Here is a 15,566-nt window from a genome sequence, read left to right as displayed (position 1 = left end):
CTGATATTCAGGGGATATCTCTGAGCAGGCGGCGCAGCACCTTGCCGGCCCCGGTGGCCGGCAAGGCATCGATAAAGCGCAGCTCGCGCGGCGCCTTGTAGCTGGCCATGTTGTCCCGGGACCAGGCCAGCAGCTCATCGGCCTCCAGCGCCTGTCCGGGCTTGCGCACGATAAAGGCACGCACGACCTCGCCTTTCTGGGCATCGGCCACACCGATCACGGCCGCCTGGGCGATGGCCGGGTGCTTGATCAGAATCGTCTCCACCTCTTCGGGGAACACGCTGTAGCCCGAGACCTTGATCATTTCCTTGAAGCGGCCGATGAAGGTCAGATAGCCGTCGGCATCGAACTTGCCCATATCGCCGGTATGCACCCAGCCATCCTTGAGCGTCTTGGCCGTGGCCTCGGGCTTGTTCCAGTAGCCCTTGAAGTTGCCCGGGCCGCGAATGATGATTTCGCCCACCTCGCCTGCCGCCAGCGGCGCGCCGGTTTCCGGGTCTATCACCCGGATCTCGTTGCCCGGCGCGGGCTTGCCATGCGTGCCCCAGCGGATGGCATCGCCGGGCATGAAGGTATCCATGGTGTGGGTTTCGGACAGGCCGTAGGCCGCCTCGCTGGAGATGGCGTTGGGTGCAAACCGGCGCCATTGCTGCGCCAGGTCCTCGGTATAGGTGATGCCGAAGCTGGTGACGGTGTTGCGGCGCAGCGCGCTGAAATCCATCTTCTCCACGCCGGGGACCTGCATCAGCGCCACGTTCATGGGCGCGATGCTGTACCACCAGCTGACGCGATAGCGCTCCAGCGCCTGCGCCACGGCCAGCGGATCGAAGCGATGCAACAGCACGCAGGGCGCGCCCGAATGCACGGGCATGTTCACCCCCATGGACATGCCGGCGATGTGATAGAGCGGCGCCACGGCCAGCAGCACATCGCTATCGGTGACGCCCGTGGCTTCTGAGGCACCTGCCGTCTTGTAGGCCGCGTTGCCAAAGCTCAGCATCGCCCCCTTGGGCAGGCCGGTGGTGCCCGAGGTGTAGGTCATCAGCGCCACCTCGTCCATGCCCACCTCGACCTGCGAAGGCCTGGCACCGCTGTGCATGAGCTCCCAGAAGGACGTCACATTGGCGGGCAGCTGCTGCACGGGCGCTTGCAGCTCAGGTGGCAACGCCAGCGTGGTTCTGGCGGGCAGCCAGTCGCCGTAGCGCACGGCCAGCACATGCTGCAGCGCCGTGTCGGCGCGCACCTTGTCCACGATGGGCAGCAGCACATCGGCGGCGATGATGACGCGCGCCCGCAGGTCATTGAGCTGGTATTCAAGCTCATGCTCCTTGTTCAGCGGCCCGCAGGGGCAGACGATGGCGCCTATCTTCTGCACCGCGTAGTGCGCAACGATGTACTGCGGGCAGTTGTTCATGAACAGCGCGACCGGCTCGCCTTGCTTCACGCCCAGTTGCTGCAAATGCGCGGCCACGGCATCGCTGGCCTCATCCATCTGGCGCCAGCTGATGTGCTGTCCGTACCAGATATAGGCATCGCGCTCGGGATGCTGGCGCGCATTGCGGCGCAAGGCCTCGTGCAAGGGGATGAGGGACGCGGATTCAGCCATGCTTGTCTCCTGTGTGTCTCTGAAAACCGGGACCCGAGGCGCTGTCCCACGCCTTCTCAGGGATTGCCTTAGGCCCTGGACCGCCCCGGTGTCTTGTCAATGTATACCTGCAGGTAGAACAATGCTACCCATCGGTATAACGAATGCGACACACGCAAACCCTCATGCCCGCCACGTCCAGAAAGACCGAGAAAAAGCCGGCTGCACCCGTGGCACCGCGCGGTCGCCAGCGCCTGCCCACAGCCAGCTCCGACGAAAAGCGCGAGCGCATTCTCAAGGCCGCCGAAGCCCTGTTCGACCGCTATGGCTATGCCAACACCACCATCGAGCAGATCGTGCAGGCGCTGGGCGTGACCAAGCCCTTTGTCTACTACTACTTCCGCAACAAGCAGGAGATCTTCGAGACCCTGTGCTGGGCACCGACCGAGGCCTGCTTCACGGTGCTGGATTTCGCGGCCGACGACCCGCGCCCCGCGCATGAAAAAGCCATCGACGGCCTGCAGCGCCTGATTGCGGCCACCATTGCGCACTACCCGGCGGGCTTTTTCCCCTATCGCGAGCCGCAGGCCTTCAGCCCCGCCTATCTCAAGGCCTCGCGCAATGTGGCCCAGCAGTTCTACAAGCAGTTCTGCGCCCTGCTCGACGAAGGCCGTGCCAGCGGGCATTTTGATTTCCGCGACACCCGCATCACCGCCCAGGCGGCCTGCAGCCTGCCCGGATTTCTCTACAACTGGTATCAGCCTGGCGGCAAGCTGGGCCCGGCCGAGATGGTGGTGGAGCTCACCGATCTGGCTTCGCGTGTGCTGGGCCTGCGCACTGCGGCTGTCCCGGCACGCAAACGCGCGGCCAGGACGGCTCCGGCACCCGAAAGCTCTTCGCCCCCAAAGCGCCGCAAGAGCGCTTCATCCACCAGCCACAGCGCCAGCTGAGAGCCTCAAAGGCCAAGGCGCGATTCCACCTCTGGAGACAAAACCATGTCCGTTCGCTTCTCTGCCATTGCGCTGGCCGCCGGCCTGTGTGCCGGCGCCGTATCCGCCCAGACGGCAGAGCCGTTCAAGATCGCATTCATAGACCCGCTCTCCGGCCCGTTTGCCAATGTGGGCGAAGTCATGCGCAACCATGTGCTCTACGCCGTCGATGACGTGAATGCCAAGGGCGGACTCTATAACGGCGCCAGGTTTCAGCTGCTGCAGTTCGACAGCAAGCTCTCTGCCCAGGAGAGCCAGAGCGCGCTGCAGGCTGCCATCGACCAGGGCGCGCGCGTGGTGGTGACGGGGGGCTCGGGCTCATCGGTGGTTACGGCGCTGGTGCAGGCCGCAGCGCGCTACAACCAGCGCAATCCGGGCAAGGAGGTGCTGATCCTCAACCACAGCTCCATCGACCCCGAGCTGACCGGCAAGTCCTGCAGCTTCTGGCATTTCATGTTCGACGCCAACACGGCCATGCGCATGCAGGCCATCGCCAACTACATCAAGACCCAGCCCGAGATCCGGAAAGTCTTTCTGCTCAACCAGGACTATGCGCACGGCAAGCAATGGGCCAACTATGGCCGCAGCATGGTAGCCAAGGCCAGACCCGACATCCAGTTTGTCGGCGAAACCCTGCACCCCATGGGCCGCATCAAGGACTTTGCGCCCTATGTGGCCAAGATCAAGGAGGTCGGAACCGATTCGGTCATCACCGGCAACTGGGGGCAGGACCTGGCTCTGCTGCTCAAGTCCGCCGGAGACTCGGGCTACAACCTGCGCTACTTCAACCACAGCGCCGGCGGCTTTCCAGGCACCGTGACCTCCATTTCCCAGGCCAGGATCGGTCAGGTGACCTGGGCGGCCGAATGGCATCCCGGCATGGCCGACCGCGCCCAGGCCGACGCCCGCGCCAGGGAGTACAAGGCCAGGATGAACCAGGACTTTCTGGCCCCGCGCATGGACCTGGTGCCGCGCATGCTGGCCGCAGCCATGGCCCAGGCCCAGTCCACCGAGCCCGTGAAGATTGCCAAGGCCATGGAAGACATGCCTATGGACACCATCTTCGGCCCCGTCAAGATGCGCGGCAAGGACCACCAGCTGCTGCTGCCCCAGGTGGTCAACACCATTGCGCCCGTGGACGGCAAACTGGTCAAGACCGGCTGGGAAGGCACGAACTACGGTTTCAGAACCGACGCCGTCTATTCAGCCCAGCGGCTTGATCTGCCCACGGAGTGCCAGATGAAACGGCCGTAAAAATGAGAACGGGTCTTCGACTCTGTCACTGGGCTTGCAGCGGGCGTGGCCCCACACCAGAGACAGCAAGCAAGGGCCGCCCCGCCGCGAAGCTGTCGTCCCCCTCCCCTAGCGCACAGCGCGTAGAGAGAGGGGGAAGCCGCGTAGCGGCTCAGGGGGTTGGTGTACTGTAAGTACGCCGTCCAAACACTCCGCTGCCCACCCGCACCATGGTGCTGCCCGCGACCACGGCGGCCTCCAGGTCGCCGGTCATGCCCATGGACAGGGTGTCGAACTGCGCCAGACCCGGCAGGCCGCTGCTCTTGATAAGCGCAAAAACCGCTGCCGCCTTCTTGTGGACTTCGCATTGCGCTTCAAAACCAGGAGCATCATCGGGAATGCTCATGATGCCGCGCAGCACCAGCCGGGGCAGCTTCACAATGGCTTCGGCCAGCGCCAGCGCATCGCCGGGCAGCACGCCGGACTTGGTCTCGCCGCCGTCCACATTGACCTGTATGCAGACATTGAGCGGCGCCATGCCAGCCGGGCGCTGGGCCGACAGCCGCTCGGCGATCTTGAGCCGGTCCACGGTCTGGGCCCAGTCGAAGTTCTCGGCCACCGGCCGCGTCTTGTTGCTCTGGATCGGACCTATGCAATGCCATTGCAGCGCCTCGCCACCGGGCAGGCCCATGGCGCGCACGGCGGCGATCTTTTCCACTGCCTCCTGGATATAGTTCTCGCCGAAGCTGCGCTGTCCGGCCAGCACGGCCTCGCGCACCGCGTCGGCGCCAAAGGTCTTGGAGACGGCCAGCAGTTGCACCGATGTCACGGACCGGTTTGCTTGCCCGCAAGCTGCGGCCATGCGGGCATGAATCTGCCCCAGATTGTTTTCAATCGTCGTCATAATTGGCGCCAGAGTATCAAACCAGAGAGGGATCTCCGTGGATATCACGCAATTGCTGGCATTCAGTGTCAAGAACAAGGCTTCGGACTTGCATTTGTCGGCAGGTCTGCCTCCCATGATTCGCGTCCACGGCGATGTGCGCCGCATCAATATCGATCCGCTGGACCACAAGACCGTGCACGCCATGGTCTACGACATCATGAGCGATGCCCAGCGCAAGCAGTACGAAGAGTTTCTGGAGGTGGACTTTTCGTTCGAGATCGAGGGCCTGGCCCGTTTCCGTGTCAACGCCTTCAACCAGAACCGCGGCGCGGCCGCCGTGTTCCGTACCATTCCCAGCAAGATTCTGACGCTGGAGCAGCTCAACGCGCCCAAGATCTTCGGCGAGCTGGCCCTGAAGCCGCGCGGCCTGGTGCTGGTGACCGGGCCCACGGGCTCGGGCAAGTCGACCACGCTGGCGGCCATGGTCAACTACCTCAACGAGACCGAGTACGGCCATATTCTGACCGTGGAAGACCCTATCGAATTCGTGCACGAATCCAAGAAATGCCTGATCAACCAGCGTGAAGTCGGCCCCATGACGCTGTCGTTTGCGGCGGCTCTGAAGTCCGCGCTGCGCGAAGACCCGGACGCGATTCTGGTCGGCGAAATGCGCGACCTGGAAACCATACGCCTGGCCATGACGGCGGCCGAAACCGGCCACCTGGTGTTCGGCACGCTGCACACCTCGTCGGCGGCCAAGACCATAGACCGTATCATCGACGTGTTCCCGGCCGAGGAAAAGGAGATGGTGCGCGCCATGCTCTCGGAGTCGCTGCAGGCCGTGATCTCGCAGACGCTGTGCAAGACCAAGGACGGCCAGGGCCGCGTGGCCGCCCACGAAATCATGCTGGGCACGCCCGCCATCCGCAATCTGATCCGCGAGGCCAAAGTGGCCCAGATGTATTCGACCATCCAGACCAGCCAGAACGTGGGCATGCAGACCCTGGACCAGAACCTCACCGATCTGGTGCGCCGCAACCTCATCAGCGCCGCCGAGGCGCGCAGCAAGGCCAAGATTCCCGAAAACTTTCCTGGATAAGGTTCCCCCTGAGCGGCGTTGCCGCTTCCCCCTGAGGGGGACAACACCTTCGCTGCGGGGCGGCCCTTGCTCGGTGTTTCTCGTCCGGGCCGCGCCAGTTTTTTAGAGTGGCCCTTGCTGTTGGCCACTGGACAAGGAGTGATCATGGAACGCGATCAGGCCAGTAAATTCATCAACGATCTGCTCAAGCTCATGGTCAGCCGCAACGGCAGCGACCTGTTCATCACCGCAGAGTTTCCGCCCGCCATCAAGATCGACGGCAAGGTCACCAAGGTCTCGCCCCAGCCGCTGTCGCAGCTGCACACGCTGGCCCTGGCGCGCTCCATCATGAGCGACAAGCAGGTGGCGGACTTCGAGCACACCAAGGAGTGCAACTTCGCCATCTCGCCGGCCGGCGTGGGGCGCTTCCGCGTCAACGCCTTCATGCAGCAGGGCAAGGTCGGCATGGTGCTGCGGACCATTCCCACTACCCTGCCCACGATTGACGGCCTGGGCGTGCCACAGGTGCTCAAGGAGGTCACCATGACCAAGCGCGGTCTGTGCATTCTGGTCGGCGCGACGGGCTCGGGCAAGTCCACCACGCTGGCGGCCATGGTGGACTGGCGCAACGAGAACTCCTTCGGTCACATCATCACCGTGGAAGACCCGGTGGAATTCGTGCACCCGCACAAGAACTGCGTGATCACCCAGCGCGAGGTGGGACTGGACACCGACAGCTGGGAAGCCGCGCTCAAGAACACTCTGCGCCAGGCGCCCGACGTGATCCTGATGGGCGAGATCCGCGACCGCGAGACCATGGAGCATGCGATCGCCTTCTCGGAAACCGGCCACCTGTGCCTGGCCACGCTGCACGCCAACAGCGCCAACCAGGCGCTGGACCGCATCGTCAACTTCTTCCCCGAAGAGCGCCGTCCGCAGCTGCTGATGGATGTGTCGCTGAATCTGCGCGCCATCATTTCGCAGCGCCTGATCCCCAAGCAAGGCAGCAAGGGCCGCGTGGCGGCCATCGAGGTCATGCTCAACTCGCCCCTGATCGCGGACCTGATCTTCAAGGGCGAGGTCGCCGAGATCAAGGAGATCATGAAGAAGAGCCGCAACATCGGCATGCAGACCTTTGACCAGGCGCTGTTCGATCTGTTCGAGTCCAATCTGATCACCTACGAGGATGCGCTGCGCAATGCCGACTCGGTCAACGACCTGCGCCTGCAGATCAAGCTCAACAGCCAGCGCGCGCGTTCGCAGGACCTGGCGGCCGGCACCGAGCACCTGACGATTGTTTAACCCCCTGAGGCGCTGGCGCGCCCTCCCCCCAAGGGGGACGACGGCCTTTGCCGCGGGGCGGCCCTTGCTGGCAGTCACTGGTGGCCGGGGCTAACATGGCTGACTTGTTCCGCACCCAGCATTCGAGGATTTCATGAGCACAGCCACCATCGCCTCCCGCAGCTACGAGCCCTGCACTTCCATGCCTGTAGCCTTTCTAGGTCTGGGCGTCATGGGCTACCCCATGGCGGGGCATCTGGCCAGGGCCGGCCATCAGGTCACGGTGTACAACCGCACGGCGGCCAAGGCCGAGGCCTGGTGCGAGGAATTCCCCGGCGGGCGCCACGCCGCGACTCCGCGCGAAGCCGCCCAAGGCGCAAGCCTGGTGTTCTGCTGCGTGGGCAACGACGATGATCTGCGCTCCGTGGTGCTGGGCGAGGACGGTGCATTTGCCGGCATGGACGAGGGAGCCGTTCTGGTGGATCACACGACGGCCTCGGCCCAGGTGGCGCGCGAGCTGCACGCCGAGGCGCACAGGCGCGGCCTGCATTTCGTCGACGCCCCCGTCTCGGGCGGCCAGGCCGGGGCCGTCAACGGCCAGCTGACCGTGATGTGCGGCGGCGACCAGGCGGCTTTCGATCAGGCCGCCCCCGTGGCTCATGCTTTCTCGCGCGCCTTCACCTATATGGGCGAAAGCGGCAGCGGCCAGCTGACCAAGATGGTCAACCAGATCTGCATCGCCGGCCTGGTGCAGGCCCTGTCCGAAGCGATTGCCTTCGGCCTGCGCGCCGACCTGGATGTGGAAAAAGTCCTTGATGTGATCGGCAAAGGGGCTGCCCAGAGCTGGCAGATGGACAACCGCGGCAAGACCATGGCCGTGGGCAAGTTCGACTTCGGCTTTGCCGTGGACTGGATGCGCAAGGACCTGGGACTGGTGCTGGCCGAGGCCCAGCGCAACGGTGCCCGCCTGCCCGTGACGGCGCTGGTGGACCAGTTCTATGCCGATGTGCAGGCCATGGGCGGCAATCGCTGGGATACCTCCAGCCTGATCCAGCGCCTGCGCTGAGAGCGCCATCCCCATGAAAAAAGCCGGACAGAGTCCGGCTTTTTTCATGGAACACGCTTCAGTTGCTGCCGGCCCGGTCTTCCGTCACCGGCGCCGCCTTGGGCGTCATCGCGGCCAGCTCGTCTTCGGAGATGACCTCGAACAGCCGCACCACCTTGGTCACGTCATTCACGCCGCGCGCAATCTCGGCCGCACGCTTGGATTCGCGCGGGGTGACGACGCCCATCAGATAGACCACATTGCTCTCGGTCACCACCTTGATCGCCGAGGACGAAATATCCTTGGCATTCACCAGGCTGGCCTTGACCTGGCCGGTGATCATGGTGTCCTTGGAACGCTGGCCCAGCGTGGCGGTGAAGGGCACGACCTCGATCTCGTTGTAGACCTTGCGCACCGTGGCCTGCTCGCGCACCAGCTTCTCGATGGTCTGCTTGTCGGTCTCGTTGCCGGCCTGGCCGGTCAGCAGCACCTGACGGTTGTAGCTGGTGACTTCCACACGGGCTTTTTCGCCCATGACCTCAGCGATCCGGTTGCCCGCACGCAGCTCTATGCCCTGGTCCTCCACCTGGGTGCCCGTGGTGCGCCGGTCCGCGGCCGACATGCCGGCCACGGCGGCACCGCCGCCCACCAGGGCCACGCAGCCACTCAAAGCACCACCCAGGGCCGCCACGGTCAGGGCGGCACATGCAACACGGGTCCACTGCAATTTCATAAAGGCATCTCCTGATCACCAAGCAATTGGGAATCCACTCCGTCGGCCAGACAGTGCAGGATCAAGGTATGGGTTTCGCGCACGCGCGCCGCACGGTCGTGGGGCACGCAAATCAGCACGTCGGTCTCGCGCACCCTGGCGGCCAGATTGCCACCGGTGCGCCCCGTCAGCACCACGACCATCATGTCGCGCTCATGGGCGGCCTCCAGGGCCTCCTGCACGGCCACATCGTTGCCGGTCACGGACATGAGCAGCAGCAAGTCGCCGGGCTGGCCCAGAGCGCGCAGCTGGCGCGCCAGATACTGAGTGGCGTTGCCGCCCGAGCCCGTGGCGCCCACGGTCCCCAGCAGCCCCCCGTCGGAAGTCAGAGCCAGCGCCGCCAGCTCGGGGCGGTCGCGCTCGAACCCCGTCACGCACAGGGAGGCGAACAATTGTGCATCGCTGGCCGACACCCCGGCGCCGCAGGCCAGGACCTTGCCGCCGCCGGTCACACAGGCCAGCATGGCCTGGACGGCGGAAGCAATGGGTTGGCTCAGCGCCTGGGCGGCCTGGTACTTCAGGTCGGCACTGTCGATGAAATGCTGTTGAATTCTTTGCTCTAGCATGGAGGCCCGATGATACCTGCCGTCTGTTATCTCTTTGGTAGCTAAGCGTTATTTGCGCATCGGCCTTGCCGAAGCGAGCGCTACATGGCGTCGAAGGCCGCCTTAAGCCATTCCACGGCGGCCGGACTCCCCGAAGTATCCACCAGCACCACATCGAGACGGCAGGGCGGAGGCGCAGCAAATTGCATCAGATAGTGACGCGCGGCCAGCACGATGCGCTGCTGCTTGATGCTGCCTATGCTGGCCGCGGCGCCGCCGAAGCGCTCGGTATTGCGGCTTCTGACCTCGACGAAGACCAAAGACCCGTCGCGGTCGCGCAGGATCAGATCGATTTCGCCGCCGCCGCGGCCCGGGGTCCGATAATTGCGCGCAACAAGCTTCAAGCCCTGCGCCTGCAGACAGGCCAGTGCCGCGTCTTCGGCCCGCTGGCCGCGCGCAGTGGTGCTGACTGCAGACCCTTGCGGTCGCTTTCCAAGGAAATCCATTGACTACCTCTTTCGCCTCTGCACTGACTGCCGCGCATGACGCGGCGGCTTCTCAGCATTATCCGCAGGGAGCCCTGTACGTGGTGGCCACGCCCATCGGCAATCTGGCCGACATCAGCCTGCGCGCCCTGCATGTGCTGCAGCTCGTGGACTGCATTGCCTGCGAGGATACGCGCCACACCCAGGGCCTGCTGCGCAGCTACGGGCTGGAGCGCCCCGGCAGCCAGTTACTGGCCGTGCACCAGCACAACGAGGCCGAAGCCGCCCAGCAGGTGATTGCACGCCTGCAGCAGGGCCTGCGCATCGCCTATGTCAGCGACGCGGGCACGCCCGGCGTCAGCGACCCCGGCGCCCGGCTGTGCGCGGCACTGCAGGCCCAGGGCCTGCGCAGCATTCCGCTGCCCGGCGCCAGCAGCGTGACCTCGGCCATCAGTGTGGCCGGTGCCGTCACCCCGGCCCAGGGCGAAAGCGGTTTTCTGTTTGCGGGTTTTCTGCCCACCAAGAATGCCGAGCGCCTGGCCGCCGCGCAGAAGCTGGCCGGCGAGCCGCGCTGCACGGTGCTGCTGGAGGCGCCGCACCGCATCATCGAACTGGCCCAGGCCCTGGCCCTGCTGGGCGAGCGCCCGGTGACGCTGGCGCGCGAGATCACCAAGCAGTTCGAGGACATCGCGACCATGCCGGCCCGCGAGCTGGCCGCCTGGCTGCAGGCCTCGCCGCAGCGCGTGAAGGGCGAGTTCGCCATCGTGCTGCACCCCGTGGCGGTGCAGCAGGAATCGGGCAAAGCCGAGCGCGTGCTCAAGCTGCTGCTGGCCGAGCTGCCGACCAAGACCGCCGTGAAGCTGGCCGCCGAGATCACGGGCGCCAGCCGAAATACCCTCTACGACCGGGCGCTGGAACTCAAGCGAGCCGCCGAAGACGAATAAGCATCAAAATGACCGATAGCGCTTATATACAAAGCGCTATCAGCTCACTTTTTGATGTCAGGCGTAAGCCAGGCCGGTGGCCACGCCGCCAAACAGATCGCCTTCGACCTGCGGCGTGGCGGGGAACGCCGTGCGCAAGGCATCGCGCAGCGTGCGCAGGGCCGACGAGCCGCCGGTCAGATAGATCGCATCCGGCGCATCCACACCGGCCTGGTGAACGCAATCCTGGGCGCATTCCACCACCTGCTGCAGCAGGGCCTGCAGCTGCTCCTCCAGGACCTGCGGAGAAATTTCCGCGGGCAAGCCGTCTTCTAGCCAGCCCAGGGCGATGCCGGCTGCCGCATGGCTTTGCGAGGCGGCGATCTTGGCCTGCTCCACCGCATCGGCGAGACGGTGGCCTTCGCGCCATTCCAGCACCTTCATCAGGCGCTGGTGCAGTTGCAGGTCGCTGTAGTCGTTCTTGAGATTGCGCGCTGACGCCAGCGATTTGGCCGTGTACAGCCACTGGATCAGATGCCAGGTGGAAAGATCGAAGAACACGCTGCTGGGCACCTCGCGGCCGCTGGGGCCTATATGCTTGTAGCCCAGCAACGGCATGACCTGCGTCACATTCAGGCGATGGTCAAAGTCCGTGCCGCCGATATGCACGCCCGTGGTGGCCAGAATATCCTGGCTGCGATCGGCATGGCCGGCCTGCTGCGGCCCCAGACGCACTACCGTGAAGTCCGAAGTGCCGCCGCCGATGTCGACGACCAGCACCAGCTTTTCCTCGCTCAGGCGCTGTTCGTAATCCAGTGCCGCGGCAATCGGCTCCAGCTGGAAGCTGACTTCACCCAGGCCCGCGGTCCTGGCCGCAGCGGCCAGCGCATCCTGCGCCTGGCGGTCACGCTCCGGATACGCATCCACGAAATGCACAGGACGCCCCAACACCACGCGCTCGGGCAAGGCGCCGTCCAGCGCCCGGCGGGCCTGATCGGCCACCCGCTTGAGGAAGATCGCGATGATGTCCTGGTAGCTGACCAACTGATCATGCACCGCAGTCTTTTCCAGCAAAAGGCTGCTGCCCAGCAGGCTCTTGAGGGAACGCATCAGACGCCCCTCTTCACCCGCCAGATACTGCTGCATGGCATCGCGGCCGAAATGCGTGCTGTGCTCCTCGGTATTGAAGAACAGAGCCGTGGGCATGCCGGTGGCGGTGCCTTCCAGTGCCAGCAGACGCGCGGCCTTGCCAGGCAGGCGATAGGCAGCAGCAGAGTTGGAGGTTCCGAAATCGATGCCCAGTGTGGCGGGGGAAAAAGCAGTCGTCATGGGAGGTGGCACAGCACTGGCGGCGGTAACAAAAATGCCCACCTGCTGTGGGCTGTAAATCGGCAAAGGGACGCCATTCTAGCGTTGCCGAATTCCGCCCGTGCCCGCCCGATGATTCGGCCCAATACCCATGCACAGGCTGCGGTAAAAGCCCTTGCTGCAGTCCCGGGCCGCCCAGCTCAGTTGCCGGGCACACGGTTGAGCAGCGGCGCGCCGCGCTCGAAATCCGTGATGCTGTCCACCGTAGTCGCCATGATCTGGCCTATGGCCTCCACGGTGAAGAAAGCCTGGTGGCCGGTGACGATGACATTGGGAAAGGACACCAGGCGCTGGATCACGTCGTCCGTGATGATGGTGGACGACAGGTCCTGGAAGAACAGGCTGGCCTCCTGCTCGTAGACATCGATGGCCAGGCCGCCGAGCTGGCCGCTCTTGAGCGCCTGCACCGCCGCCCCGGTGTCCACCAGGCCGCCGCGGCTGGTGTTGACGAGGATGGCGCCGCGCTTTATGTGGGACAGCGAGGCGGCATCGACGATGTGATGCGTCTCCTCGGTCAAGGGACAGTGCAGCGAGATCACGTCCGAGCCGGCCAGCAGCTCGCGCACCGGCACGTAGCGTCCGCCCAGCTGCTCGAAGGCCGGATCGGGATGCCTGTCGTGGCCCAGCACCGTGCAGCCGAAGCCAAGCATGATGCGCGCGAAGAGGCTGCCTATCTTGCCCGTGCCTATCACGCCCACGGTCTTGCCGTGCAGATCGAAGCCCATCAGGCCTTCGAGCTCGAAATTGCCCTCGCGCGTGCGCATGCTGGCGCGCGCGATCTTGCGGTTGACGGCCAGCAGCAGGCCCACGGCAAACTCGGCAACCGAGTGCGGCGAATAGTCGCTCACGCGCACCACAGCCATGCCCAGTCGCCCGGCCGCCGCCGCATCGATATGGTTGTAGCCCGTGGAGCGCGTGGCCACCAGGCGTGAGCCCTGGTTCGCCAGCCGCTGCAGCACCTCGGCATCCACGCAATCGTTGACGAAGACGCAGACGGCCGCGCAGCCGCGCGCCAGCGCCGCGGTCTCGGCCGTGAGCCGGTCCTGGATGAAGAGCAGCTCATGGCCGGCCGCGCGATTGGCTTCGGTGAGCAGGGACTGGTCGTAGCGGCGCGCGCTGAAGACGGCGGTTTTCATGCGCATCCCCTCACCACAGGCCCAGCAGCTTCCACCAGCCGCTGCCGACCACGGCGAAGATCAGCAACTCGAGCACGCACATGGCCGCGCCCACGCGCCACCAGGCGCCCAGCGTGACATAGCCGCTGCCGAAGATGATGGGCGAGGTGCCGGTCGCGTAGTGCGTCAGCGTCATCATGATGGCCGAGCCCGCCGTCATCATCAGCATGAAGGGCACGACATAGTCGGCAGGTATCAGTTGCGCTCCCACGGTCAGAAAGGCCAGCATCATGGCGCTGATATGGGCCGTGGTGCTGGCGAACAGATAGTGTGAGAACACAAACACACCCACCAGGATGGCCGCCACGGACAGCCAGCCCAGGCCGCTGGCGACGATGGCGTTCTTCATGCCCTCGGCAAACCAGGCGACCACGCCCAGCTTGTTGAGCTGTTCGGCCAGCATGACCAGGGCGCCGAACCAGATCAGGGTGTCCCAGGCGCTTTTCTCGGACAGCACGTCATCCCAGTCGATGGTGCCGGTGATGATCAGGGTGAACAGCCCCAGAAAGGCCACCACGGTCGGATCCAGCGTGAACGCCGGGCCGAACAGCATCTGCGGCACATTGGCCCAGAGCAGCAGCATCATGCCGAAGGTACCCAGCATCACGCGCTCCTTGCCCGACAACGGCCCCATGCGGGCCATCTCGGCACGCGCATATTCCACGGCATTGGGCGTGGCCTTGAGCTCGGGTGGCGACAGCAGATAGACGGCCAGCGGCATCAGCAGCAGGCACAGCAAACCCGGCAGCAGCATGTACAGGGCCCAGCTGGTCCAGCTCAGGTGCAGGGACTGGCCCGTGGCCTTGGCCACCAGATCCACGACCAGCGGGTTGGGTGCGGTGGCGGTCAGAAACATGGCCGAGGTGATGGGATTGGCATGGTAGTTGACCAGCGCCAGATAGGTGCCGACCTTGCCCTGCGTGCCCTTGGCCGGGTCCGATTCGAAGGCATTGGCGATGGACTTCATGATCGGATGCACGATGCCGCCGCCGCGCGCCGTATTGCTGGGCGTGAACGGCGCGAGCACCAGCTCGCAGATCGCCAGACCGTAACCTATGCCTAGGGTGCGCTTGCCCAGCAACGCGATAAACATCAGGCCGATGCGGCTGCCCAGCCCCGTCTTCTTGAGGCCGCGCGAGATGAGAACGGCCACCACGATCAGCCAGATCAGCGGATTCGCGAAGCTGCTCAGCGCATCGGTGATCGCCCCCTTGGAGGAGGTGGAAGTGACCTGGGACAGCGAGACGATGACGATGGCCATCAAGGCCATCACGCCTATGGGCATGACCTTGAGGATGATGGCCACGATGGTGGTCAGAAAAATGGCCACCAGCTGCCAGGCCTTGGCATCCAAGCCCTCGGGCACGGGCAGCAGCAGCAGGCCGATCAGCACCAGGGTGGCGATCAGCGCGGGCAGCAGGCGGAACGGCACGGCCGATTTGAAGTAGCGGAGCAGCGAGGCGATTTTCTCGAGCATGTAAGTCCTTTTCTTTGCCGCTGCGACGCCAGGACGGGAGCAGGCCCCGGTCAAAAGCCAAGAAGCCTGCACGGGCATTGCTGGCTGCGCCGCATGACTGACATCATGATGCAATGCCGCATGACTCGGTCTCCGCGCCGATTCTTGCACCACCGAAGTTTGACCAGCATCAAGAGCTCACCAGCAAAACCCGCAGCCGCATGCGCGCACATGCCAGTATCTCGGCGTCGGACATGCAGCGCCCGCATGCCCATGGAGTGAACAGGAGAAACAGCCTACATGCCAGCCAACCGCTTCTTGCCTCATGAGTGGGAAAGCCGTCTCGAGGAGATCGACCTGGAGATCGTGCGCCAGGCCGCCATCTGCAAGGTCGCACTGCTCGACCCCGGCGCCATCGAACGTGTGCTGGCCAACGATGCCGGCGTCTGCGGCGCCGAGCACGAGGCCGCATTCCGGACGCTGCGCGGCCTGCTGTATCTGCACTACACCGAGGTGCTGCATATCAGCGAGGGACTGAGCCCGGAGATCGCCAATGTGATCGCCAATCGGGTGCGCGAGCACCTGCGCCACCGCATCGGCACGCAGCTCGGTCGCATGGCCGGCTGAGGATGGGCTCAGCGATCTGCCGCCATGCGGCGGGCAAAAAAAAAGGCTCTGTCTGCGTTCAGTGTTGAACTCTCCATATTTCCCGCCAGTCCAACGTACATGTAGGACTGTCGGGAGA

The 15,566-nt window shown here is 64.7% G+C and carries 15 protein-coding genes; 7 read left to right on the top strand and 8 right to left on the bottom strand.

Annotated elements, in window-relative coordinates; translation table 11 throughout:
* Positions 1–7: 7 nt before the first annotated feature.
* On the bottom strand, positions 8–1,606 hold the full coding sequence (locus AB6724_RS13155; RefSeq protein WP_369338979.1) for an AMP-binding protein: 1,599 nt from the start codon (positions 1,604–1,606) through the stop codon (positions 8–10).
* 164 nt (positions 1,607–1,770) lie between these two features.
* Between AB6724_RS13155 and AB6724_RS13150 the strand changes: the two genes are divergently transcribed.
* Positions 1,771–2,535, top strand: coding sequence for a TetR/AcrR family transcriptional regulator (locus AB6724_RS13150; protein WP_369338978.1), 765 nt, complete (start codon positions 1,771–1,773; stop codon positions 2,533–2,535).
* A gap of 45 nt (positions 2,536–2,580) precedes the next feature.
* Entirely contained in the window at positions 2,581–3,828 is a 1,248-nt protein-coding gene (locus AB6724_RS13145) for a branched-chain amino acid ABC transporter substrate-binding protein (protein ID WP_369338977.1), read from the top strand.
* A 151-nt stretch (positions 3,829–3,979) separates the two neighbouring features.
* Here AB6724_RS13145 and AB6724_RS13140 read toward each other — a convergent pair whose 3' ends face one another.
* On the bottom strand, positions 3,980–4,711 hold the full coding sequence (locus AB6724_RS13140; RefSeq protein WP_369338976.1) for a YggS family pyridoxal phosphate-dependent enzyme: 732 nt from the start codon (positions 4,709–4,711) through the stop codon (positions 3,980–3,982).
* Positions 4,712–4,748: 37 nt separating this feature from the next.
* Here AB6724_RS13140 and AB6724_RS13135 point away from each other — a divergent pair, with 37 nt between their 5' ends.
* The 3 genes from AB6724_RS13135 to AB6724_RS13125 all read left to right on the top strand — a co-directional run bounded on the left by AB6724_RS13135 (position 4,749) and on the right by AB6724_RS13125 (position 8,118).
* On the top strand, positions 4,749–5,792 hold the full coding sequence (locus tag AB6724_RS13135) for a type IV pilus twitching motility protein PilT (protein WP_369338975.1): 1,044 nt from the start codon (positions 4,749–4,751) through the stop codon (positions 5,790–5,792).
* A gap of 144 nt (positions 5,793–5,936) precedes the next feature.
* Positions 5,937–7,073 carry a PilT/PilU family type 4a pilus ATPase gene (locus AB6724_RS13130; RefSeq protein WP_369338974.1) on the top strand — a complete coding sequence of 379 codons (1,137 nt, stop codon included), beginning with the start codon at positions 5,937–5,939 and terminating at the stop codon, positions 7,071–7,073.
* Positions 7,074–7,206: 133 nt separating this feature from the next.
* Positions 7,207–8,118: an NAD(P)-dependent oxidoreductase gene (locus AB6724_RS13125; RefSeq protein WP_369338973.1), complete on the top strand. Its 912-nt coding sequence runs from the start codon at positions 7,207–7,209 to the stop codon at positions 8,116–8,118.
* 58 nt (positions 8,119–8,176) lie between these two features.
* On the opposite strand, the gene AB6724_RS13120 is transcribed toward AB6724_RS13125, so the two are convergent.
* The 3 genes from AB6724_RS13120 to AB6724_RS13110 all read right to left on the bottom strand — a co-directional run bounded on the left by AB6724_RS13120 (position 8,177) and on the right by AB6724_RS13110 (position 9,920).
* A complete protein-coding gene (locus tag AB6724_RS13120; RefSeq protein ID WP_369338972.1) occupies positions 8,177–8,830 on the bottom strand; it encodes a BON domain-containing protein in 654 nt (217 codons plus the stop codon).
* Positions 8,827–9,435 carry an SIS domain-containing protein gene (locus AB6724_RS13115; RefSeq protein WP_369338971.1) on the bottom strand — a complete coding sequence of 203 codons (609 nt, stop codon included), beginning with the start codon at positions 9,433–9,435 and terminating at the stop codon, positions 8,827–8,829. Before AB6724_RS13115 ends, AB6724_RS13120 begins: the two co-directional genes overlap by 4 nt.
* A gap of 80 nt (positions 9,436–9,515) precedes the next feature.
* Positions 9,516–9,920 (bottom strand): YraN family protein, encoded by a 405-nt coding sequence (locus AB6724_RS13110; protein ID WP_369338970.1) that lies wholly within the window; start codon positions 9,918–9,920, stop codon positions 9,516–9,518.
* On the opposite strand from AB6724_RS13110, the gene rsmI reads away from it, so the two are divergent.
* Positions 9,920–10,843: a 16S rRNA (cytidine(1402)-2'-O)-methyltransferase gene (rsmI, locus tag AB6724_RS13105; protein WP_369338969.1), complete on the top strand. Its 924-nt coding sequence runs from the start codon at positions 9,920–9,922 to the stop codon at positions 10,841–10,843. The two genes, AB6724_RS13110 and rsmI, sit on opposite strands and share 1 nt — an antisense overlap.
* Positions 10,844–10,900: 57 nt before the next feature.
* Here rsmI and AB6724_RS13100 read toward each other — a convergent pair whose 3' ends face one another.
* The 3 genes from AB6724_RS13100 to AB6724_RS13090 form a co-directional block, all read right to left on the bottom strand.
* On the bottom strand, positions 10,901–12,151 hold the full coding sequence (locus AB6724_RS13100) for an Hsp70 family protein (protein WP_369338968.1): 1,251 nt from the start codon (positions 12,149–12,151) through the stop codon (positions 10,901–10,903).
* A 179-nt stretch (positions 12,152–12,330) separates the two neighbouring features.
* On the bottom strand, positions 12,331–13,326 hold the full coding sequence (locus tag AB6724_RS13095; RefSeq protein ID WP_369338967.1) for a 2-hydroxyacid dehydrogenase: 996 nt from the start codon (positions 13,324–13,326) through the stop codon (positions 12,331–12,333).
* A gap of 10 nt (positions 13,327–13,336) precedes the next feature.
* Positions 13,337–14,842 (bottom strand): DASS family sodium-coupled anion symporter, encoded by a 1,506-nt coding sequence (locus AB6724_RS13090; RefSeq protein ID WP_369338966.1) that lies wholly within the window; start codon positions 14,840–14,842, stop codon positions 13,337–13,339.
* A 279-nt stretch (positions 14,843–15,121) separates the two neighbouring features.
* Between AB6724_RS13090 and AB6724_RS13085 the strand changes: the two genes are divergently transcribed.
* A complete protein-coding gene (locus tag AB6724_RS13085; RefSeq protein WP_283486197.1) occupies positions 15,122–15,448 on the top strand; it encodes a hypothetical protein in 327 nt (108 codons plus the stop codon).
* Positions 15,449–15,566: the final 118 nt, after the last annotated feature.

Origin of the sequence: Comamonas guangdongensis, from assembly GCF_041079535.1 — a bacterium.
GTDB classification, from domain to species: domain Bacteria; phylum Pseudomonadota; class Gammaproteobacteria; order Burkholderiales; family Burkholderiaceae_C; genus Comamonas; species Comamonas guangdongensis.
Note: the sequence above shows the minus strand (reverse complement) of the source record. Positions and strands in the feature narration are given on the sequence as shown.

Coding starts and splice junctions, on each gene's coding strand:
- AB6724_RS13155 (WP_369338979.1), bottom strand. CDS start 1,606: ATGGCTGAATCCGCGTCCCTCATCCCCTTGCACGAGGCCTTGCGCCGC.
- AB6724_RS13150 (WP_369338978.1), top strand. CDS start 1,771: ATGCCCGCCACGTCCAGAAAGACCGAGAAAAAGCCGGCTGCACCCGTG.
- AB6724_RS13145 (WP_369338977.1), top strand. CDS start 2,581: ATGTCCGTTCGCTTCTCTGCCATTGCGCTGGCCGCCGGCCTGTGTGCC.
- AB6724_RS13140 (WP_369338976.1), bottom strand. CDS start 4,711: ATGACGACGATTGAAAACAATCTGGGGCAGATTCATGCCCGCATGGCC.
- AB6724_RS13130 (WP_369338974.1), top strand. CDS start 5,937: ATGGAACGCGATCAGGCCAGTAAATTCATCAACGATCTGCTCAAGCTC.
- AB6724_RS13125 (WP_369338973.1), top strand. CDS start 7,207: ATGAGCACAGCCACCATCGCCTCCCGCAGCTACGAGCCCTGCACTTCC.
- AB6724_RS13120 (WP_369338972.1), bottom strand. CDS start 8,830: ATGAAATTGCAGTGGACCCGTGTTGCATGTGCCGCCCTGACCGTGGCG.
- AB6724_RS13115 (WP_369338971.1), bottom strand. CDS start 9,435: ATGCTAGAGCAAAGAATTCAACAGCATTTCATCGACAGTGCCGACCTG.
- AB6724_RS13110 (WP_369338970.1), bottom strand. CDS start 9,920: ATGGATTTCCTTGGAAAGCGACCGCAAGGGTCTGCAGTCAGCACCACT.
- AB6724_RS13100 (WP_369338968.1), bottom strand. CDS start 12,151: ATGACGACTGCTTTTTCCCCCGCCACACTGGGCATCGATTTCGGAACC.
- AB6724_RS13095 (WP_369338967.1), bottom strand. CDS start 13,326: ATGAAAACCGCCGTCTTCAGCGCGCGCCGCTACGACCAGTCCCTGCTC.
- AB6724_RS13090 (WP_369338966.1), bottom strand. CDS start 14,842: ATGCTCGAGAAAATCGCCTCGCTGCTCCGCTACTTCAAATCGGCCGTG.
- AB6724_RS13085 (WP_283486197.1), top strand. CDS start 15,122: ATGCCAGCCAACCGCTTCTTGCCTCATGAGTGGGAAAGCCGTCTCGAG.